Below are 20,330 nucleotides of genomic sequence, written 5' to 3'. Positions count from 1 at the left end.
ACGCCAATGAGCTTCCAGCCCCTTTTGGCCGACGCGGGCGAGCGCCTGCAGCGCCGCATGATCGAGCTCCACACCCGGCTCGCGCCGAACGAGGGCGACACGCTCGCGGCGCTCGACGGCGTGCGCTTCATTCGTGTCACGCATTCCGTACCGCGCATGCCGGTGCTGTACGAGCCGAGCATCGTCGTCGTGTGCCAGGGGCGCAAGCTCGGCTATCTCGGCGACCGTTCGTTCGTATACGACGCGCAGCAATACCTGGTGCTGTCGGTGCCGCTGCCGTTTGAATGCGAGACGTTCGCGAGCAAGGACGAGCCATTTCTCGCGATCTCGATCCGCGTCGATCTCGCGGTGATCGCCGAGCTCGCGATCCTGCTCGACGAGACGCTCGGCGCGGCGCTCAGCGAGCCGCTCGGCGTCTATTCGACGCCGCTCGACGCGCCGCTGGCCGATGCGGTCGTGTGGCTGCTCGAAGCGCTCGCGTCGCCGCACGACACGCGCGTGCTGGGTCCGGCGATCATGCGCGAGATCGCGTATCGCGTGCTGACCGGCGAGCAGGGCGACGCGATGCGCGCGGCGCTCGTGCAGCAGCATCATTTCGGCCGCATCGCGAAGGCGTTGCGGCGCATCCATGCGGAACTCACGGCCGATCTCGACGTCGAGACGCTCGCCCGCGAAGCCGGGATGAGCCTCGCGGTGTTCCACGCGCAGTTCAAGCACGTGACGGCGACGTCGCCGATGCAGTACGTGAAGACCGCGCGGCTGCACCAGGCGCGGCTGATGATGGTGCGCGACGGGCTGGGCGCCGGCGCGGCGGCCGCGCGGGTCGGCTATGCGAGCGCGTCGCAGTTCAGTCGCGAGTTCAAGCGGTTGTTCGGCCGCAGCCCCGGCGATGACGTGCGCTGGATGCGTGACAGCGGGGTGCGCCCGGCCATGGCGGACGCGGATGCATAGCGTCCGGCGTCGCCGGCCGGCTCAGCGACGCACGATCTTGCGCCGCTGCGCGCTGATGCCCGCGTAGTCGGGCAGCGATTCGACGCGTTTGCCTGTCGCCTTCGCATACAGCGGCATCAGGTCCGGCAGCCGGTTCAGCAGATCCTGGCGGCGCGCGTTGCTGTACGGGTGCGTGTAGATGAAGCCGGACGCCTTGTTCGCGCGGGTGGCGGCCGCGAGCTTGTCCCACAGCGTGATCGCCGCGCGCGGATCGAAGCCCGCGCGTGCGGCGATGTCGCCGCCGATCACGTCGGCCTCGGTTTCGTCGGTCGGATCGTAGTGGAGCGACTGCAGGCGCTCGCCGAGGTTCAGCGCCTGCGGCAGCGGCTCGCCGACGCCGAACAGCGGCGGCAGCGCGGCCGCGCGCAACGATGTCTGCGAGGTCGCGCTGAAGTTGCTGCGCGCGTGTTCGCGCAGCGCATGCGCGATGCCGTGCGCGAGCAGTACGCCGAACTCGTCGTCGTTCAGGCGCACGCGCTCGAGCATGCCGCCGTACACGAGCACCTTGCCGCCCGGCAGGCAGCTCAGGCGGATGTCGCGCGAGCGGATCACGTTGACGTCCCACGCCCAGCTTTTCACGCGGTCGTTCCACTTCACCGAATACGGCGCGAGCTTCGCGACGATCGCGCGCAGCCGCTTCACGCGCGGCTGGTTCGCGCTCAGCAGGCGGTTGCTGTCGGCGGCCGCCTGGACGATCTGCGCGTATTCGCTCGCGGTGAGCTGTTCGAGCAGCGGCGACGGGATCAGCGTGCGGAACGCGATCGCGTTGCCGTAGCGGACCTGCTGCGGCGTCGGCGTATAGGCCTTCGCCGGCACCGCCGCGCCGGTCGGCTGCGCGCCTTCGGCGGCCGACGGCGGAACGGGTGCGGCAGACGTGGCCGGGGCGGGCGGCGTGGGCTGCGCCGCGGCCGGCGCGGAGCCCGCCGCGGCCGCGCCGGTGTCGGTCGCATGCGCGCCCGTCGCGGCCAGTGCCGCCGCGCCGACGCTCAACGCGGCCGCCGCGTGCGCGAGGCGCTGCCGGCGGTTACCGCGCACGGCTCGCCTCGCCGTTGCGTGCGGCACCGTTCCACGGCGCGATCCTGAACAGCAGCAGCATGCCGGGAATCGCGAGCGCGGTACACACGATGAAATAGTCGTACCAGCCGATCTTCGCGACGACGAAGCCGCTCGCGGCCGACGCGAGCGTGCGCGGCACCGACGCGAGGCTCGTGAACAGCGCGAACTGCGTGGCCGTATAGCGCGGGTCGGTCGTGCTCGCGATATACGCGACGAACGCGGCCATCGTCAGGCCGGTCGTGAAGGTTTCGAACCCGTAGACGATCGCGAGGGCGACCGTCATCGGGCTCAGCGTTGGCGTGATCTCGATACCGAACACCGACATGAACGACGCGAGCGCGTGGCTGGCGGCGACCGTGAAGTCGTAGAGCACCGCGAGCACCGGCGAGCCGGGGCCGAGCTGCGCGAGCCACGCGAAGCCGAGCGTCGATACCATCTGCAGCGCGCCGAAGATCCACAGCCCGCGGCCGATGCCGATCTTCACGAGCCAGACGCCGCCGATGATGCCGCCGGCGACGCTCGCGACGAGCGCGGTGGTCTTCGCGACGATGCCGATTTCGGTGCGGCTGAAGCCGATGTCGAGGAAGAACGACGTCGACAGCGTGGTGGCCATCGTGTCGCCGATCTTGAACAGGAAGATGAACGCGATGACGAGCAGCGCGCCGGCCCAGCCGTCGCGCTGGATGAATTCGCGAAACGGCAGCACGATCGCGTCGCGCAGGTTGCGCGGCGGCGCGCCGACCACTTCCGGCTCGCGCACGACGAGCGTCATCAGGATGCCCGGCAGCATGAACGCGCCGGTGATCGCGAACACGGCGTCCCACGGCAGGTGGTCGGACAGGATCAGCGCGAGCGAGCCGGGGATCAGCGCGGCGAGCTTGTACGCGTTCACGTGTACCGCGTTGCCGAGGCCCTGCTCGGTGTCGCGCAGCAGCTCGCGGCGGTACGCGTCGATCACGATGTCGGCACTCGCGCCGAAGAACGCGACGAGCGTCGTGAGCGCGGCGACCGTCCAGATCGAATCGCGCGGCGACACGAAGCCGAGCGCGGCGATCGCACCGGCGAGCAGCACCTGCGTGAGCAGCAGCCAGCCGCGCCGGCGGCCCGGCCGCCAGCCGGGCAGGCGCGGGATGTAGCGGTCCATCAGCGGCGCCCACAGGAATTTCCACGTATACGGGAACTGGATCAGCGCGAACAGGCCGATTTCCTTCAGGTTCACGCCCTCTGAGCGCAGCCATGCCTGCACGAGGTAGACGAGCGTGAAGAGGGGCAGGCCCGACGTGAAGCCCAGGAACACGCAGATCAGCATGTGCGTGTTCAGATAGGCGCGCCAGCCGGGGTGATCCTCGTGAGCGGTGAGTGCGGGCGCCTCGTGTGGCGTTTTCGACATGGACTGGAACTGGGTAGCGTTGACTGAAGGCGGCGGCAGCGCAGGCGGCGCGAGCGGCGCAGTGGGGGCGGCCGCTCGCGCGTGCGGACCGGATCTTCCGTCAACGGCCCCCGGTTCAGCTGCGCTTGACGCGGTAGACAGCAAGACTACCACGCCAGTTCGCTCCCCATCGAATCGGCTGGCCTTCGTGCAGCACGATGCGGTCCAGGATCGTGACGCCGACTTCCGGCGCGAGCGCCTCGAAATCCTTGATCGTCAGCACCCGCACGTTCGGCGTGTTGTGCCACTGGTAAGGCAGCGACTTCGACACCGGCATGCGGCCGCGCAGCACCGACAGCCGGTGCGCCCAGTAGCCGAAGTTCGGGAACGACACGATGCATTCGCGCCCGACCCGCGCGGTTTCGCGCAGGATTGCCGCGGTCTGGTGAATCGTCTGGAGCGTTTGCGACAGGATCGCGAAATCGAAGCTGTGATCCTCGAACAGGCGCAGGCCGTCCTCGAGGTTCTGCTGGATCACGTTGATGCCGTTCTTCGTGCTCGCGAGCACGCCGGCGTCGTTCAGCTCGATCCCGTAGCCGGTGACGTCGAGCTCTTCCATCAGCAGCGACAGCAGCGAGCCGTCGCCGCAGCCGAGGTCGAGCACGGTCGCGCGCGGCTCGACCCAGCGCGCGATCGCGCGGAAGTCCGCGCGCGCGGACAGGGAATTCAGTGCTTGCTGGTTCATGCGCCCACCTCGATGGCGATTCGTTCGTAATACGCGCGCAGCAGGTTGTGATAGCGCGCGTCGTCGAGCAGGAATGCATCGTGGCCGTGCGGCGCATCGATTTCCGCGTAGCTGACCGTGCGCTTGTTGTCGAGCAGCGCCTTCACGATCTCGCGCGAGCGCGCGGGCGCGAAGCGCCAGTCGGTCGAGAAGCTCGCGATCAGGTATTTCGCCTGCGTGTGCGCGAGCGCGGCCGTCAGGTTGCCGTCGAACGCCTTCGCCGGATCGAAGTAGTCGAGCGCGCGCGTGATCAGCAGGTACGTGTTCGCGTCGAAGTAGTCGGCGAACTTGTCGCCCTGATAGCGCAGGTACGACTCGACCTCGAACTCGACGTCGAAGCTGAAGTTGTACGCGTCGAGCGCGCCGTCCGCGCGGCGCAGCGCGCGGCCGAATTTCTCGGCCATGTCGTCGTCGGACAGGTACGTGATGTGGCCGATCATCCGCGCGACGCGCAGGCCGCGCTTCGGCTTCACGCCGTGCGCGTAGTAGTCGCCGCCGTGGAAATCGGGATCGGACAGGATCGCCGAGCGCGCGACCTCGTTGAACGCGATGTTCTGCGCGGACAGCTTCGGCGTCGATGCGATGTCGATGCAGTGCGCGACGCGCTCCGGATACATCAGGCTCCACGCGAGCGCCTGCATGCCGCCGAGGCTGCCGCCCATCACCGCGGCGAAGCGCTCGATGCCGAATGCGTCGGCGACGCGCGCCTGCGCATGCACCCAGTCCTCGACGGTCACCACCGGAAACTTCGCGCCGTACGGCTTGCCGGTCGACGGGTCGATGCTCATCGGGCCGGTCGAGCCGAAGCACGAGCCGAGGTTGTTCACGCCGATCACGAAGAAGCGGTTGGTGTCGAGCGGCTTGCCCGGGCCGACCATGTTGTCCCACCAGCCGGTGCTGCGCGGATCGTCCGCGTAGACGCCGGCGACGTGGTGCGACGCGTTGAGTGCGTGGCACACGAGCACCGCGTTCGAGCGCGCGGCGTTGAGCTCGCCGTAGGTCTCGACGACGAGCTGATAGTTGCCGATCACGCTGCCGCTTTGCAAGCGCAGCGGTTCGGCGAAGTGCATGGTCTGTGGAGCGACGATGCCGATCGATTCCATTCGTTCCGCCTTATGACTGGGCGGCTAAACGGTGTCGGCGGTGCGCGGAGGCGAAGGTGCGCGGCTGACGACCTCTTTAGCCGCATTTGTAGTGAACCGCCGGGACGAACGCACATTCACGCCCCGGCCGGTTCGCGCGCCCGCAATCGAGTCAGCAAATCGGCGCGCTTCCGACCTGCCGCCGAGGGGGCGGCAAGTCGGAGGAGTATAGCGGAAATTGCGGATAGCGCGGATGCGGTCGCCGGAGGCGGAGCCGGCTTCGGCCTGTCAGGTGGATGGCGCGGCCGCACCGGTCGGCTCGACCGACGCGTGCCGCGCAGGCAGTACGGGCCGCCGGCACGCGGCGGCCAACACGCTTCACCAGCGGTATTTGGCCGCCAACTCACCTTTGACGACGACATAGTTGGACAGGTTGGCTTCCACCCCGAGCCGGGCCGATACGGCGAAGCGCTTCGACAGCTGGCCCGTCGCGCCGAGACGGAACGCGGCGCGATCGCGCGGCACGCCGAACGAGAACGTATTGCCGTCGAGCGTCAGCGACCGCGATCCGGGGCCATGCCACCAGTTCGCCTCGATGAACGGCCGCAATTCCCCGCCGGACGGCATCGCGGTCACGCCGTGCACGCGCACGCCGAGGCGGGTCAGCACGTCGGTCGAGCCCTGGCCGTCGAGGTGGCCGGCGGGCGAGTCATGGGCGTTCGCGCGATAGTCGGACACGACAAGCTGTGCTTCCGGTTCGACATAGAAACGCGTGTCGCCGCGCTCGTAGAAGCGGAACGAATAGCCGGTCTCGATCGAGCCTGTCACCGTGCGCGACCGGTACGAGTCGGCCGCGAGGCTGCCGCCGACGCTGTTCGCATAAGCGCCATACATGAACCAGGCATCGACATAGGGGCCGGACAGGATGTCGCGGTTGCCGTACCAGGTGCCGTACAGGCCGACGTTGTAGCCGCCCACGCTGCCGCGCGCGGTGGCATCCATGACGCGTTGCTCGATCGCGTTCCACAGCGGGCGCGTCGACCAGCTCGTCTGGCTGCCGTACATGCCCATCGCGCCGGCCCGGACGCTGCCGCCGCGGCCGTCGTCGAAACGGAGCAGATCGGCGCCGGCGTGAATCAGGCGGCCGTTGCCCGACACGCTGCGGTTGCCGCCCGACATCGACGTGAACTGCCCCTCGGCGCGCAGCCAGACGGCGCCGTCGAGCGAGCCGGACGCTGGTTGGTCGGCGCGCAGCGATCGATCGTCCCGTTGATGCAGCGTATGGATCGCCATCATCGCGGCCGCATCGGCGTTGGCCAGGTACGCATCGGGTTCGGGGGCGGCGGCGCGCGGCGGGACAACTTCCGGCTCGATCGGCGGGTCGGGATCGACCGGGCCGGGCGAGGGCGGCACGGGTCTCGCGGCCGAGGTGAGGTACCAGCTTTCCTCGTGGCCGCCGTCGCCGCCGCGTTTGAGCATGTAGTCGTAGCCGCCGGCGGACAACGTGCCGAAGCCGTTCCGGTAGCCATCCGACGCCGCGTCGAGCGCGAACGCCGTTGCGTTGGTCGTGCCGCCGTTGCGGGTCTCGACGATCGGGATGCCGACCCGCGTTTGCGCACCGTCGCCGCCGGCGCGCTTCACGACGATCCCGGTGTTGCCGGACGCGTGCCCGCCGTCGATCACGAGCCTGTCGGTCGGCGACGTGTCGTCGCGCAGTACCGTATTGACGACCAGTCGACCGTCCCGCGCCGCATAGTCGCCCTCGACGACGAGCGTGCGGGGCGGGCGCGCGTCACCCGGCGCGAACGCGATGGTCGAGTCGTTCAGTGCGATGGAGCCGACCGTCGAATCGCCGGTGACGGCCCATCGGCTGCCGGTGTCGAGCGACAGTGCGCGCACCGCGTGCGTCGCGCCCGCCCACATCGCCGCGCCGGACAGCGCGACGTCGGTTACGGCGGGCGCTGGCGGGCTGCCTTTGTCGGCCGGCCGATTGACGATGTCGCCCGCCGCCTGCGCGCCGGTGCCGAGGGTCAGCCGGACGGGCGCGCCCGTCCGCGCATCGACGGACAGCAGCGTGCCGGTGCCGCTTGCAATGCGTGCGCTACCGTTCAGCGAGACGGCGCCGCCGGACGCATCGAGCGCGGCGTGCCGTTCGCTGAAGAGCGTGCCGCCGTCAATCGCCAGCGTGCCGCCGTCGACGCCCGCAGCCGCCGCACCGTCGCCGGCGGCGCGCACGTCCGTGCGCCGCGTCTCGATCGTGCCGCTTTGGCCGACGTACAGCGCGGTTGCGTCCTTGCCGGTCGTCGCGATGACGCCGTCGTCGATCGACGCGATCGAATCCGCGCCGCTCGACAGTATGCCGTAGGCTCGCTGGCCGCTGGTCGCGATGCTGCCGCCCTTCATCGCGATCCGGCCGCCGAGCCGCGCAACCGCGCCGATCGAACGCTCGCCGGTCGTGACCACGTCGGTATCGGTTGTCCGCACGATCGGCGTCGGGTCGTACTCCTTCGATGCGTACAACCCGTGCGCGCTCTGGCCGTGCGTGAAGACGCGCGTGCGGGCAAGTTCGACCCGACCCTGGCGTGTGTCCACGCCGAGCGCGGCGTAACCGTCGGTTTGCAGGCGTGCGTCGCCGAGCGTCGCCACCGACGCGCCGGGGATGAAAAGCGCCGACGCGTAGTCGCCGGTGGTCCCGACGTCGGTGCGCGCCAGCGTCGCACGGATGTCGTCGTAGCTGAGGAACATGCCGTACGCGGCCGTGCCGCTGGTGCGGACCAGTGTGTCGGCGACGTTGATGATCGCGCCGGGCGCGGAGTTCACCGCGATGCCGTGGGCTTCCCGACCGCGCGTCACGACCGCGCTGTCGACAATATCCACGCGGGTGCCGTTGACGTCGACATAGACGCCGTGCGCGTTCTTGCCGTCGGTATCGATGGAGATGTCTTCGGCATGTACGCTGCCGCCGAGACGGGCGTCGATGCCGGTCGCAAGAAAGCCGCGGGTGCGGATTTCGGTGTTGCGCAGCGCGATGCGCGAGCCGGCGCCGCTGACGGCGGCACCGGCCGAATTGGCGCCGGACGAGAGCACGCGGGTCTTGCCGGTGGTGGTCAGCACGCCGCCATTGACGGCGGAGAACACCGGTTCGCCGTAGCCGGCCGTCGAATATTGACCCGGCGCGACGTCGAGCACGACGCCGTTCGCGCGCTGTGCGCCGCCGTCGGTGATCTCGGCTGCCGAAGCACACGGCATTATCGTGCCCGCGAGCAGCGCGGCGCGTGCGAGTTGCGCGGCGCGCGGCGCGAATGATGGTGGGCCGTACGGCTCGTCAACGGCACGCCGCGCGTCGGCGGAGGCTCGAAAATGCAGGGATGCGCAATTCACTCGTTCACCTGTTTTTACCTGGACAGGTGGAAATTAACCCGGCCGAGTGGTGGGTGGAATTGGACGAGTTCGAATTTCGACGCCTGCAGAGACGGCGTTGCGACGGGCTGGCGCGACAGCGTGTGTGCGCGTCAGGCGCGCGTCAATGCAGGATCAGCTGCAGATGCGCATCGGCCTGCTCGCCCGGCGGCTTCTGGAATCCGCCCTTCGCGAACCGATGCCACCGGCCGATCACGTAGCTGACGAGCAGGCTCGCCCGCGCGCCGGGATCGTAGTCGGCCGGCAACACGAACGGCGTCGCGCCGTCCAGCGGCGCATTCGCCTCGGTGCGCGCGACCCGCAGGCATTGCTTGACGGTCGCCTCGATGCGGTCGAGCAACTGGTTCACGCGCTCGGTCAGCCGTTCGTCCTCGCCGACCAGCGCCTCGCCGGTCAGCACGCGCGTCATCCCCGGGTTCTTCGCGGCGAAATTGAGCATCGTCAGCGCGATCGTGCGCGCCTGCAGCACGCCGTTCGGCTCCTTCGCGACGATCTGGTTGACGAGCCCGAACAGCGCCTGCTCGATGAACTCGATCAACCCTTCGTACATCTTCGCCTTGCTGGTGAAATGCCGGTACAGCGCGGCTTCCGACACGTCGAGCCGGGCCGCGAGCGCGGCCGTCGTGATTTTCTCGGGTTTCGGGGCCTCGAGCATCGCCGCGAGCGTCTGCAGGATCATGACGCGGCGCTCGCCCGGCTTCGGGCGCGGGCGGGAGGGTGTGGCCTGGCTTTCCGTTACGGCGTGGTCCTGCGGGTAAGTCGGCTGCATTTCTGTCGCCCCGATCGTGTGCCCAGTCGCAGCGATTTTAACGAACGAATGCGCTGGTCGACATAATGAGGGCGTCCGGTCGCCGGCAGATGGCCGGGCAGGTGGCCGGTGATCCATATCGTGCCGATGCCCAGACGCTTGTAGCGCTTCAGGTGGCCGCGCGTATCCTCGACGAGGATCGCATCGGCGAGCCGTGCATGCGCGGCGCGCAGCGTCCGTCGCAGCATCGCATGGTCGGGCTTCGCGCGCCACGTGCGGCGGTCGCGCATGTGCTCGATCGCGATCACGCGCTCGAACAGCCGCTCGATGCCCAGCTCGCGCAGCACCGCGCGCGCATAGTTTTCCGGCGCGTTGGTCAGGATCAGCTTGCGGCCCGGCAGCGCGGCGACGATGCGCGCGAGGCCGCGCTCGGCGCGCACCATCGCGGGCAGGTCGGAAAACGTGTGGACCACGCGCAGGAAGTCGTGCGGGTCGATCGGATGATGGCGCGCGAGGCCGAGCAGCGCGGCGCCGTAGCGCTCGGTGTAGTCGTTGCGCAGGCGGTCGGCTTCGGCGCGCTCGACCTGCAGCGCGTCGACGATGTATTGCGTCATCGCACGGTTGATCTCGGGAAAGATCGCGTGCGACGCGTGGTGCAGCGTGTTGTCGAGATCGAACAGCCACACGGGCGCGCCGGCGCGCGGCCGGCTGCGCGAGATGCGCCGGCGCCGCAGCGGGGCCGGCAGGTCGGGGTTGGCGGGCGGGCGGCGCGCGCTCAATGCGAGCGGATCATCGTGCCGAACGGCTGCTCGGTCAGGATTTCCAGCAGCACCGAGTGCTCGATCCGGCCGTCGACGATGTGCACCGACTTCACGCCGCTCTTCGCCGCATCGAGCGCCGACGAGATCTTCGGCAGCATGCCGCCGGAGATCGTGCCGTCCTCGAACAGCGCGTCGATCTCGCGCGCGGACAGGTCGGTCAGCAGGTTGCCGTCCTTGTCCATCACGCCCGGGATGTTGGTCATCATCAGCAGCTTCTCGGCGTTCAGCACCGTGGCGAGCTTGCCCGCGACCAGATCCGCGTTGATGTTGTACGACAGGCCGTCCTCGCCGAAGCCGATCGGCGAGATCACCGGGATGAACGCGTCGTCCTGCAGCGCCTTCACGACCGCCGGGTTGATCGCCTCGACTTCGCCGACCTGGCCGATGTCGATGTACTGGCCCGGGTTGTCGCGGTCCGGCATCAGCAGCTTGCGCGCGTGGATCAGGCCGCCGTCCTTGCCCGTCAGGCCCACCGCGTGGCCGCCGAAGTGGTTGATCAGCATCACGATGTCCTGCTGCACTTCGCCGCCCAGCACCCATTCGACGACTTCCATCGTCTCTTCGTCGGTGACGCGCATGCCCTGGATGAAGGTGCCGGCCTTGCCGATCTTCTTCAGCGCGTGATCGATCTGCGGGCCGCCGCCGTGGACGATCACCGGGTTGATGCCGACCAGTTTCAGCAGGATCACGTCGCGCGCGAAGCCCTGCTTGAGCCGCTCTTCCGTCATCGCGTTGCCGCCGTATTTGATGACCACGGTCTTGCCGTGGTAACGACGGATGTACGGCAGCGCCTCCGCGAGGATTTCTGCTTTCAGCGTGGGGGCGATCTGCGAGAGGTCGATGGGCTCGGACATGGCGGCGGCTCTGGCTGGGAACGGTTGAAACAGGCCGAATTGTACAGGAGTGGCGCAGCGCAGCATCGGGTTTTTGGGCCGGCCGGACGGCGGATCGCGCCACGCGGGCGTCGCGCGCGGCGGCCCGCCTGTCAAGGCGCCGAACCCCGCGGCGGCGATCCGGGCGGGGGCCGCGCCCGGTGGGTCCGATAGCGTCGGCCGCACGCATCGGCCGGACGGCCGACGTGCAAAATCCGACGGCCGCGCTATGCTAGTCGCGTAGGGTGACGTTCGTGCCCGCTTCCGCGCTTTCACCATGACCGATTCCGCCGCCGACGCCCGTTCGACCCCGCGCCGCGCGCGTTGTCCGCATTGCGGCCGCGGTTTCGACTGCGGCGCGCACACGCAGCCGTTCGATTGCTGGTGCGCCGCGATGCCGTCGGCGCCGGGCGCCGCGCCGGCGCCCGGCGCGCGCTGCCGCTGCCCGGAATGCCTCGCCGACGAGATCGCGCAACGCATCGCGGGAGCGACCGGCTGACAGCGCGAGCGCGCATACCCGGACATGCCGCGTCGTCCGACCGCCCACGCGTCCTTCCCGATCCGGCCCCGCTGGAGGCGCCGCCCGCGAAACGGGTAAACTGCCCGGATGCAACGAATCACCACCACCGGGCGCGTCAACCTCAGTCACCTGTTCTGGCTCCGCAATCTCGCGATCATCGGCCAGCTCGTGACGATCGGCGTCGTGCAGACCTATTTCGGCGTGCATCTGCCGCTGCCGGCGATGCTGATGGTCATCGCGCTCGAAATCGTTTTCAACGCGCTGACGTGGGTGCGCGTGCTGCGCGCGCGGCCCGAGACCAATTTCGAGTTGCTCGGCCAGCTGTGGGTCGACCTCGGCGCGCTGTCCGCGCTGCTGTTCCTGTCGGGCGGCACGACCAACCCGTTCGTGTCGCTGTACCTGCCGTCGCTCGCGATCGCGGCGGCCGTGCTGCCGTGGCACCTGATGATCTGGCTCGCGGCGTTCGCGGTCGCCTGCTACGCGGCGCTCGGTTTCGATTCGGTGCCGCTCAACATGGACAACCCGGCGAACCTGTTCGATTACTACCGTACCGGCATGTGGGCGAACTTCATGGTGAGCGTCGGGCTGATCGCGTGGTTCGTCGCGCGCATGTCGAACGCGCTGCGCCAGCGCGACGCGGCGCTCGGCGAGGCGCAGCAGCACCTGCTGCGCGACGAGCGGGCCGTCGCGCTCGGCGTGCAGGCCGCCACCGTCGCGCATGAAATGGGCACGCCGCTGTCGACGATCGCGATGCTCGCCGAGGAGCTGCGCGACGCGGCGCGCGCCGATCCGGGGCTCGCGCGCTACGAGGCCGACCTGAAGGTGCTCGAGGAACAGATGACGCTCTGCACGTCGGCGCTCGCGCGCCTGCGCAGCCGCGCGAGCGCGCCGGCGAGCCGCCAGCCGGTGGACGACTGGCTCGACACGTTCGTCGAGCACTGGCGGCTGCGGCATCCGCACGTGCAATTCGAGCTGCTCGGCGCGCGCCCGGCCGGCGTCGCGCTCGACGACACGGTCGCGGCCGGCCAGATCCTGACGATCCTGCTCGACAACGCCGCGCGCGCGAGCCCGCAGCGCGTGACGCTCGCCGCGAAGGTCGCGCACGACCGCGCGGCCGACGAAATCGCATTCGAGGTATGCGACGACGGGCCCGGCATTCCGGCCGCGCTGCGCGAATCGCTCGGCGCGATGCCGGTCGACAGCACGCAGGGCGGGCACGGCGTCGGCCTGTATCTCGCGTTCAGTGCAGCCGCGCGGCTCGGCGGCGAGATCGAATTGTCCGATGTCACGCCGCGCGCGGCGGGCGGCAACGGGCGGGCCGGCGGTGCGGCAAATGGCCACGCGGCGGCCGGAGCGGAACAGCGCGCGGGACCGCATGCGCGTGCAGCCGACCGGCCAGCCGGCACGCCGGACAGCCGCCCGGCCGGCACGGCGGCCGGGCGCGGCACGCGCGCCGTGCTGCGCCTGCCGGTCGTGCGCGTCGCGATGCCCGCGGCCTCAACCAACACGTAGACGGAGAAACCCCATGAGCGAGAACAATTTCCTGGTGATCGACGACAACGAGGTGTTCGCGGGCACGCTCGCGCGCGGCCTCGAGCGCCGCGGTTACGCGGTCCAGCAGGCGCACGACAAGGAGGCGGCGCTGCGGCTCGCCGCGGGCGGCAAGTTCCAGTTCATCACCGTCGACCTGCATCTCGGCGAGGATTCGGGGCTGAGCCTGATCGCGCCGCTGTGCGACCTGCAGCCCGATGCGCGGATCCTGGTGCTGACCGGCTACGCGAGCATCGCGACCGCCGTGCAGGCCGTGAAGGAAGGCGCCGACAACTACCTCGCGAAGCCGGCGAACGTCGAGTCGATCCTGGCCGCGCTGCAGACCAACGCGACCGAGGTGCAGGCAGAAGAGGCGCTCGAGAATCCGGTCGTGCTGTCGGTGGACCGGCTCGAATGGGAGCACATCCAGCGCGTGCTGGCCGAGAACAACAACAACATCTCGGCCACCGCGCGTGCGCTGAACATGCACCGCCGCACGCTGCAGCGCAAGCTCGCGAAGAAGCCGGTGCGGCAGTAAGCGGCGCGCCAACGAAAACGGGCGGCCCCCGCAGGGGCCGCCCGTTTCTCGTCGAGCACCGCGCGCGTTACAGCACGTAGCGCGACAGATCCTCGTCCTGCGACACTTCGCCGAGTGCGCGGTCGACATACTGCGCGTCGATCGTCACGCGCTCGCCGGCGTGGTTGCCGGCCGAGAACGATACTTCCTCGAGCAGTTTCTCGATCACCGTGTACAGCCGGCGCGCGCCGATGTTCTCGGTTTTCTCGTTGACCGCGAACGCGATCTCGGCGAGGCGCCGGATGCCGTCCGCGGCGAATTCGAGCTGCACGTCTTCGGTCGCGAGCAGCGCCTGGTACTGCTTGACGAGGCTCGCGTCGGTCGCATCGAGGATCGCCTCGAAGTCTTCGACCGACAGCGAATCGAGCTCGACGCGGATCGGGAAGCGCCCCTGCAGCTCGGGAATCAGGTCGCTCGGCTTCGCGAGGTGGAACGCACCGCTCGCGATGAACAGGATGTGATCGGTCTTCACCATCCCGTATTTCGTGTTGACCGTCGTGCCTTCGACGAGCGGCAGCAGGTCGCGCTGCACGCCCTGGCGCGACACTTCGCCGCCGCTGCCTTCGTTGTTGCGCGACGTGATCTTGTCGATCTCGTCGAGGAACACGATGCCGTTCTGCTCGACGTTCTGCACGGCCTTCGTCTTCACTTCCTCTTCGTTGAGCATCTTCGCCGCTTCCTCGTCGGTCAGGAGCTTCAGCGCTTCCTTGATCTTGACCTTGCGGCGCTGCTTCTTGCCGCCGCCGAGGTTCGAGAACATCGAGCGGATCTGCTCGGTCATCTCTTCCATTCCGGGCGGCGCCATGATGTCCATGCCGACCGACGGCTGCTCGAGGTCGAGCTCGACTTCCTTGTCGTCGAGCTGGCCTTCGCGCAGGCGCTTGCGGAAGGTCTGGCGCGTCGCGTTGTTGTCGTCGTTCGCGTGCTCGGCATTGCCGCCGAAGCCGACCGCGCGCGGTTGCGGCAGCAGGATGTCGAGGATGCGGTCTTCCGCCTGGTCGGTCGCCTTGCTGCGCACCTTGCGCATTTCGGCTTCGCGCGTCTGCTTGACCGAGATCTCGATCAGGTCGCGCACGATGCTGTCGACGTCGCGGCCGACGTAGCCGACTTCGGTGAACTTGGTCGCTTCGATCTTGATGAACGGCGCATCGGCGAGCTTCGCGAGGCGGCGCGCGATTTCGGTCTTGCCGACGCCCGTCGGCCCGATCATCAGGATGTTCTTCGGCGTGATTTCCTGGCGCAGCGGCTCGGCGACCTGCTGACGGCGCCAGCGGTTGCGCAGCGCGACGGCGACGGCCTTCTTCGCCTTCGCCTGGCCGATGATGTGCTTGTCGAGTTCCGAGACGATCTCGGCAGGGGTCATGGTGCTCATGGTGCGGTCCTTACTCGATCGTTTCGATGATGCGGTTGTGGTTCGTGTAGATGCACATGTCGCCGGCGATCTCGAGCGATTTTTCGACGATCTCGCGCGGGGACAGCGCGGTGTTCTCCGCGAGCGCGCGGGCGGCTGCCTGCGCGTAGGCACCGCCCGAGCCGATCGCGCAGATGCCGCCTTCCGGGTCGAGCACGTCGCCGTTGCCGGTGATGACGAGCGTGGTGGTCGCATCGGCCGTGATCAGCATCGCTTCGAGGCGGCGCAGCATCCGGTCGGTGCGCCAGTCCTTCGCGAGCTCGACGGCCGCGCGGGTCAGGTTGCCCTGGTGCTTCTCGAGCTTCGCCTCGAAGCGGTCGAGCAGCGAGAACGCATCGGCGGTGCCGCCCGCGAATCCGACCAGAACCTGGTTGTTGTAGATCCGCCGCACTTTCCGCGCGCCACCCTTCATGACGATGTTGCCGAGGGTTACCTGGCCGTCGCCGCCGAGTGCGACCTTGTCGCCGCGCCGGACCGAAACGATGGTCGTGCCGTGAAATTGCTCCATCTGCGTTCCTTGAGAAAAACGGGGAAGAGTCGGGCGACGCGACGCGCCGCCGCGTGAATCCGCAGTGCGCCGGGGAGCGGCCCGGCGCGCGTCCGTTTCATTTTAGGGCGGGCGCCGGGATATCAAGAGGGGGCGGCAAATCGGCCGGCGGCCGGAAACCGGTGCCGGAAAAACAAAAAGCGCGCGGCAGGCCGCGCGCTTTCGGGAAGCAGCGTGTATTCGAGCGGAATGCCGCTCGATCAGTCGCCGAACAGCTTCTGGCGCAGCTCGCGGCGCTCCTGCGCCTCGAGCGACAGCGTGGCGGTCGGACGCGCGAGCAGGCGCGGAATGCCGATCGGCTCGCCGGTTTCCTCACACCAGCCGTAATCGCCGGAATCGATGCGGGCGAGCGACTGCTGAACCTTCTTGAGGAGCTTGCGTTCGCGATCGCGCGTACGCAGCTCGAGCGCGTGCTCTTCCTCGATCGTCGCGCGGTCGGCGGGATCGGGGACGATCACCGTCTCGCGCAGGTTCTCGGTCGTCTGGCCTGCATTCTTGAGGATGTCCGCCTGCAACTGTTCGAGCCGATTTTTGAAGAAGGCGAGCTGATCCTCATTCATGTAATCCTTGTCGCTCATCTTCAGGATTTCGGCTTCGGTCAAGAGTTTCTTCGTCATCTGCTTGCTTCTTCAATGTGCGGCAAATCAACAGATATTGCCTGCACTTTGGGATTACCCGCAACCGCGCTTGCAATCATTTGCGATTTGCCGCCGCGGGGCCGAAAGCCTCTGGAAAACCGGTTCTCAAATACCAGGATAGGCCTGGCGCGGATCTGCGCGCGCTGCGAACCGGTGTGCTGCGCGGCACATCGCATCGGCCGCGGCCGGGAGGCGGATTGGCGATCCGGCGCGGTTGCGATGCCCGGAAAACTGGTTCAGCAAGAACCGGGCCTGTTTGTTGCCGTACTCCAGCGGGCACGTATTGTAACTGAATCGCAAGCGGGCGCCGTATCGGGTCGATCCCCGCCGGCTGCGCCAATATCTAGAAAATATAACGCGCAAATCGCGAAAAAGCGATGACGGCGAAACCCTGCCCGGAAAAGGCGCCGCGCGGCCGCCGCAGCCGCCCGCGCAGGCGGCCGGGCAGCAAGGGCGGCCAGCCGCCCCGCGTGCGTCAGGCGAGGCAGGCGTCGAGGCCGTCGGTGATCAGGTCCTGCGGCAGGTCGACGCCGATGAACACCATCTTGTTGGTCTTCTTCTCGACCGGCAGCCACTTCGCCGCGAGGTCGCTGCCCATCATCTGGTGCACGCCCTGGAACACGACCTTGCGGTCGACGCCCTTCATGTACAGCACGCCCTTGTAGCGCAGCATCCGCTCGCCGTAGATCTGCAGGATGCCGCCGAGGAAGTCTTCCAGCTTGTTCGGGTCGAACGGGCGGTCGTTGCGGTACACGAACGACTTGATCTTGTCGTCGTGGTGCGCGTGGTGGTGATGGTGGTGGCCGTGGTCGTGATCGTGCGCGCATTGGCCGTGATCGTGGTCGCAATTCGCGTGATCGTGATCATGGTCGTGATCGTGGTGGTGATGCGCGTGATCGTCCTCGGCGAGGAAATCGGGGTCGATCTCGAGCTTCGCATTCAGGTTGAAGCCGCGCAGGTCGAAGATTTCCTTGATGTCCGCTTCGCCGAAATTCACGACCTTGATCGCGGCCTTCGGGTTCATGTGCATCAGGCGGTGCTTGAGGCCGGCGACGGTCTGGTCGTCGACGAGGTCCGACTTCGTGATGAACAGGCGGTCGGCGAAACCGACCTGGCGCTGCACCACTTCGTGTTCGTCGAGCTGCGCGTTCGCGTGCTTCGCGTCGACCAGCGTGATGACCGCGTCGAGCAGGAAATCGTCGGCGATCTCGCTGTCGATGAAGAACGTTTGTGCGACGGGGCCCGGGTTCGCGAGGCCGGTCGTCTCGATCACGATGCGGTCGAAATCGAGCTTGCCTTCGCGCTTCTTCGCGGCCAGATCGCCGAGCGCGCGGGCGAGGTCGCCGCGGATCGTGCAGCAGATGCAGCCGTTGCTCATCTGGATGATCTGCTCGTTCGTGTCCTGCACGAGGATCTCGTTGTCGATGTTCTCTTCGCCGAACTCGTTCTCGATCACGGCGATCTTCATGCCGTGCTGTTCGTTCAGGATGCGCTTGAGCAGCGTCGTCTTGCCGCTGCCGAGGAAGCCGGTGAGGATGGTGACGGGAGTGGCCATGTCGGTCGCCTGTGGTTCGTGAATCGGGGTCAAAACCAGGATGTGCGTCGCGCCCTCGCGCTGCGAGCCGGGGCGCACAACCATCCATTGAAACATACCTGTCAAGCCCCCGCCCGTCGTCCGGACGACAGGCGAAAGCGCGGGCCCGACAGGCGGGGCCGGCGGACAGGGGTGTCCGCCAAGATCGGGGCGATCAGACGATTTGCAACAGCAGGCCCTTCAGATATTCGCCTTCCGGGAACGCGGCGAGCAGCGGATGATCGACGCCCGCGCCGAGCCGCTTCAGGATGCGCGCGTCGACCTTCGCGTCGGCGGCCGCGCCCGCGACGATCTTCTGGAACAGGTCCATGTCGATCGCGCCCGAGCACGAGTACGTGAACAGCAGGCCGCCCGGACGCAGCAGCCTGAAGCCGCTCAGGTTGATGTCCTTGTACGCGCGCGCCGCGCGATCGACGCTGTCGCGGGTCGGCGCGAACTTCGGCGGATCGAGCACGATCAGGTCGAAACGCTCGCCGTCGTCGACGAGGCGGCGCAGCGTCTTGAACGCATCGGCGTCGAGCCAGGTCGCGCGCGCCGCGTCGAAGCCGTTGGCGACGACGTTCTGCTGCGCGAGCGCGAGCGCGTCGCCCGACGAGTCGATCGACACGACGCGTTTCGCGCCGCCCTTGAGCGCCGCGAGCGAGAAGCCGCCCGTATAGCAGAAGCAGTTCAGCACGTCGCGCTCGGCCGCGTACTGCGCGACGAGCGCGCGGTTGTCGCGCTGGTCGACGTAGAAGCCCGTCTTGTGGCCGTTCGGCACGTCGACGTGATAGCGCACGCCGTTTTCGTTCGCGATCAGCGTCGCGGGCGGCGCGTCGCCGGCCAGCACGCCGGTCGTCTGTTCGAGCCCTTCCTTGTCGCGGATCGACACGTCCGAGCGCTCGTACACGTTCGGGCAGCCGGTCGCGCCGGTGAGCGCCGCGACGATCGCGTCCTTCCACGCTTCGACGCCCGCGGCCATGAACTGGCAGACGAGCTGGCCGCGCGGCGCGGCGCCCGGTTCGGCCGTGTCGGCAATGTAGTAGTCGACGATCAGCCCCGGCAGCCCGTCGGCTTCGCCGAACACGAGCCGCACCGCGCCCGTGCCGGACACCATCGTCGTGCGGTGCGCGACCGCGCGCTGCACGCGGCGCTTGAAGAACGCGTGATCGATCGGCTCGTGCTCGTCGAAGCTCCATACCCGCACGCGGATCTGGGACTGCGGGCTGTACGCGCCGCGCGCGAGGAAACGGCCGTCGTGCGCGCGCACGATCACCGTCGCGCCGGGCGCGGGCTTGCCGTCGACGCGGTCGATCGCATTGGCGTAGATCCACGGATGGCGGCGCAGCAGCGATTTTTCCTTGGACGGCTTGAGGGTGACGGTTTGCATGATGAGATCGAAAGGGGCCGGGCGCGACGCCGGCCGGGGCCGGCCGCCGCGCGTGGCGGGTAACACGGGATGCGCGTCAGTCGCGCTTCTTCGCGCGCGGATGCGCGCTGTCGTAAATCTTCGCGAGATGCTGGAAGTCGAGCGACGTATAGACCTGCGTCGCGGCGACGCTCGCGTGGCCGAGCAGTTCCTGCACCGCGCGCAGGTCGCCGCTCGACTGCAGCACGTGCGTCGCGAACGAGTGGCGCAGCACGTGCGGGTGGACGTTGGCGGGGATGCCGGCGGCGAGCGCCGCGCGCTTCACGCGCTCGCGCACGACGCCCGGCGACATCCGGTTGCCGCGCACCGACACGAACAGCGGATGCGGATCGTGCTTCACGAATTCGGCGCGCACCGCGAGCCACGCGTTCAGCGCGTCGATCGCCTTGCGGCCGACCGGCACCTTGCGCTCCTTGTTGCCCTTGCCGCGCACGGTGACTTCGGCTTCGGCGAGATCGAGCCAGCCGGCCGAGCGGTAGCCGTCGGCCTGCGTGTACCGGACGTCGAGCCCGATCAGCTCCGCGAGGCGCAGCCCCGACGAATAGAACAGCTCGAGGATCGCGTGATCGCGGATGCCTTCGGTCGTGCCGGCGAGCGGCGCGTCCATCAATGCGGACGCGTCGTCGACCGACAGCGCCTTCGGCAGGGTTTTCGGGCGCTTCGGCGCGCGCACCGCGGCGACCGGGTTCGCGGGCATCTCGACGCGTTGCGCGAGCCAGCGGTAGAACGCGCGCCACGCGGAGAGCCGATGCGAGATCGAGCGCGCGGACAGTCCGCCCGCATGCGCGCGCGCGACCGCGCCGCGCATGTCGGCGGCGCTCAGCGTTTCGAGCGGGCGGCCGGCCGCGAGCTTCTTCAGTTCGTCGAGTTCGTGCGTGTACGCGCGCAGCGTGTGTTCCGACAACTGCCTGACGTGTTTCAGGTTCGACAGGTAGGCGGCGATCGGATCGTCGGTCATCGCGT

At 68.5% G+C, this 20,330-nt stretch carries 18 protein-coding genes; 4 read left to right on the top strand and 14 right to left on the bottom strand.

The window, feature by feature from the left end:
- The first annotated feature begins 6 nt into the window (after positions 1-6).
- A complete protein-coding gene (locus HWX62_RS16995; protein WP_175928131.1) occupies positions 7-951 on the top strand; it encodes an AraC family transcriptional regulator in 945 nt (314 codons plus the stop codon).
- 21 nt (positions 952-972) lie between these two features.
- Here the strand turns inward: HWX62_RS16995 and HWX62_RS16990 are convergent, their stop codons facing one another.
- The 8 genes from HWX62_RS16990 to argB all read right to left on the bottom strand — a co-directional run bounded on the left by HWX62_RS16990 (position 973) and on the right by argB (position 11,124).
- Entirely contained in the window at positions 973-2,025 is a 1,053-nt protein-coding gene (locus HWX62_RS16990) for a M48 family metallopeptidase (RefSeq protein ID WP_175928130.1), read from the bottom strand.
- Entirely contained in the window at positions 2,015-3,436 is a 1,422-nt protein-coding gene (locus HWX62_RS16985) for an AmpG family muropeptide MFS transporter (protein WP_175928129.1), read from the bottom strand. Before HWX62_RS16985 ends, HWX62_RS16990 begins: the two co-directional genes overlap by 11 nt.
- Positions 3,437-3,551: 115 nt before the next feature.
- Positions 3,552-4,160, bottom strand: coding sequence for a methionine biosynthesis protein MetW (gene metW, locus HWX62_RS16980; RefSeq protein WP_175928128.1), 609 nt, complete (start codon positions 4,158-4,160; stop codon positions 3,552-3,554).
- On the bottom strand, positions 4,157-5,302 hold the full coding sequence (locus HWX62_RS16975; RefSeq protein ID WP_175928127.1) for a homoserine O-acetyltransferase: 1,146 nt from the start codon (positions 5,300-5,302) through the stop codon (positions 4,157-4,159). Before HWX62_RS16975 ends, metW begins: the two co-directional genes overlap by 4 nt.
- 357 nt (positions 5,303-5,659) lie before the next feature.
- Positions 5,660-8,530: an autotransporter outer membrane beta-barrel domain-containing protein gene (locus HWX62_RS16970; protein WP_175928171.1), complete on the bottom strand. Its 2,871-nt coding sequence runs from the start codon at positions 8,528-8,530 to the stop codon at positions 5,660-5,662.
- Between the two features lie 274 nt (positions 8,531-8,804).
- Entirely contained in the window at positions 8,805-9,470 is a 666-nt protein-coding gene (gene slmA, locus HWX62_RS16965; RefSeq protein ID WP_175928126.1) for a nucleoid occlusion factor SlmA, read from the bottom strand.
- Positions 9,437-10,228 carry a pyrimidine 5'-nucleotidase gene (locus tag HWX62_RS16960; RefSeq protein WP_175928125.1) on the bottom strand — a complete coding sequence of 264 codons (792 nt, stop codon included), beginning with the start codon at positions 10,226-10,228 and terminating at the stop codon, positions 9,437-9,439. The genes slmA and HWX62_RS16960 overlap by 34 nt, the downstream gene beginning before the upstream one ends.
- Entirely contained in the window at positions 10,225-11,124 is a 900-nt protein-coding gene (gene argB, locus HWX62_RS16955; RefSeq protein WP_006490510.1) for an acetylglutamate kinase, read from the bottom strand. Before argB ends, HWX62_RS16960 begins: the two co-directional genes overlap by 4 nt.
- Positions 11,125-11,419: 295 nt before the next feature.
- On the opposite strand from argB, the gene HWX62_RS16950 reads away from it, so the two are divergent.
- The 3 genes from HWX62_RS16950 to HWX62_RS16940 all read left to right on the top strand — a co-directional run bounded on the left by HWX62_RS16950 (position 11,420) and on the right by HWX62_RS16940 (position 13,730).
- Positions 11,420-11,641, top strand: a complete 222-nt coding sequence (locus tag HWX62_RS16950) for a cysteine-rich CWC family protein (RefSeq protein WP_175928124.1) — start codon at positions 11,420-11,422, stop codon at positions 11,639-11,641.
- A 108-nt stretch (positions 11,642-11,749) separates the two neighbouring features.
- Complete coding sequence (locus HWX62_RS16945) at positions 11,750-13,174, top strand: ATP-binding protein (protein WP_175928123.1); 1,425 nt, start codon at positions 11,750-11,752, stop codon at positions 13,172-13,174.
- A 13-nt stretch (positions 13,175-13,187) separates the two neighbouring features.
- Positions 13,188-13,730: a response regulator transcription factor gene (locus HWX62_RS16940; protein WP_006483687.1), complete on the top strand. Its 543-nt coding sequence runs from the start codon at positions 13,188-13,190 to the stop codon at positions 13,728-13,730.
- Between the two features lie 67 nt (positions 13,731-13,797).
- Here HWX62_RS16940 and hslU read toward each other — a convergent pair whose 3' ends face one another.
- The 6 genes from hslU to xerC all read right to left on the bottom strand — a co-directional run bounded on the left by hslU (position 13,798) and on the right by xerC (position 20,325).
- Positions 13,798-15,141, bottom strand: a complete 1,344-nt coding sequence (gene hslU, locus HWX62_RS16935; protein WP_175928122.1) for an ATP-dependent protease ATPase subunit HslU — start codon at positions 15,139-15,141, stop codon at positions 13,798-13,800.
- Positions 15,142-15,151: 10 nt separating this feature from the next.
- Positions 15,152-15,688 (bottom strand): ATP-dependent protease subunit HslV, encoded by a 537-nt coding sequence (hslV, locus tag HWX62_RS16930; protein WP_124499911.1) that lies wholly within the window; start codon positions 15,686-15,688, stop codon positions 15,152-15,154.
- 239 nt (positions 15,689-15,927) lie between these two features.
- A complete protein-coding gene (gene dksA, locus HWX62_RS16925; protein ID WP_006477498.1) occupies positions 15,928-16,344 on the bottom strand; it encodes an RNA polymerase-binding protein DksA in 417 nt (138 codons plus the stop codon).
- Between the two features lie 496 nt (positions 16,345-16,840).
- Positions 16,841-18,016: a GTP-binding protein gene (locus tag HWX62_RS16920; RefSeq protein ID WP_175928121.1), complete on the bottom strand. Its 1,176-nt coding sequence runs from the start codon at positions 18,014-18,016 to the stop codon at positions 16,841-16,843.
- Between the two features lie 97 nt (positions 18,017-18,113).
- Complete coding sequence (locus HWX62_RS16915; protein ID WP_175928120.1) at positions 18,114-19,328, bottom strand: class I SAM-dependent rRNA methyltransferase; 1,215 nt, start codon at positions 19,326-19,328, stop codon at positions 18,114-18,116.
- 76 nt (positions 19,329-19,404) lie between these two features.
- Entirely contained in the window at positions 19,405-20,325 is a 921-nt protein-coding gene (gene xerC / locus HWX62_RS16910) for a tyrosine recombinase XerC (protein ID WP_175928119.1), read from the bottom strand.
- Positions 20,326-20,330 lie beyond the last annotated feature (5 nt).

It is taken from the genome of Burkholderia sp. BCC0506, from assembly GCF_902833145.1.
In the GTDB taxonomy this organism is placed as follows: domain Bacteria; phylum Pseudomonadota; class Gammaproteobacteria; order Burkholderiales; family Burkholderiaceae; genus Burkholderia.
This window is presented reverse-complemented; position numbering and strand designations above follow the sequence as displayed.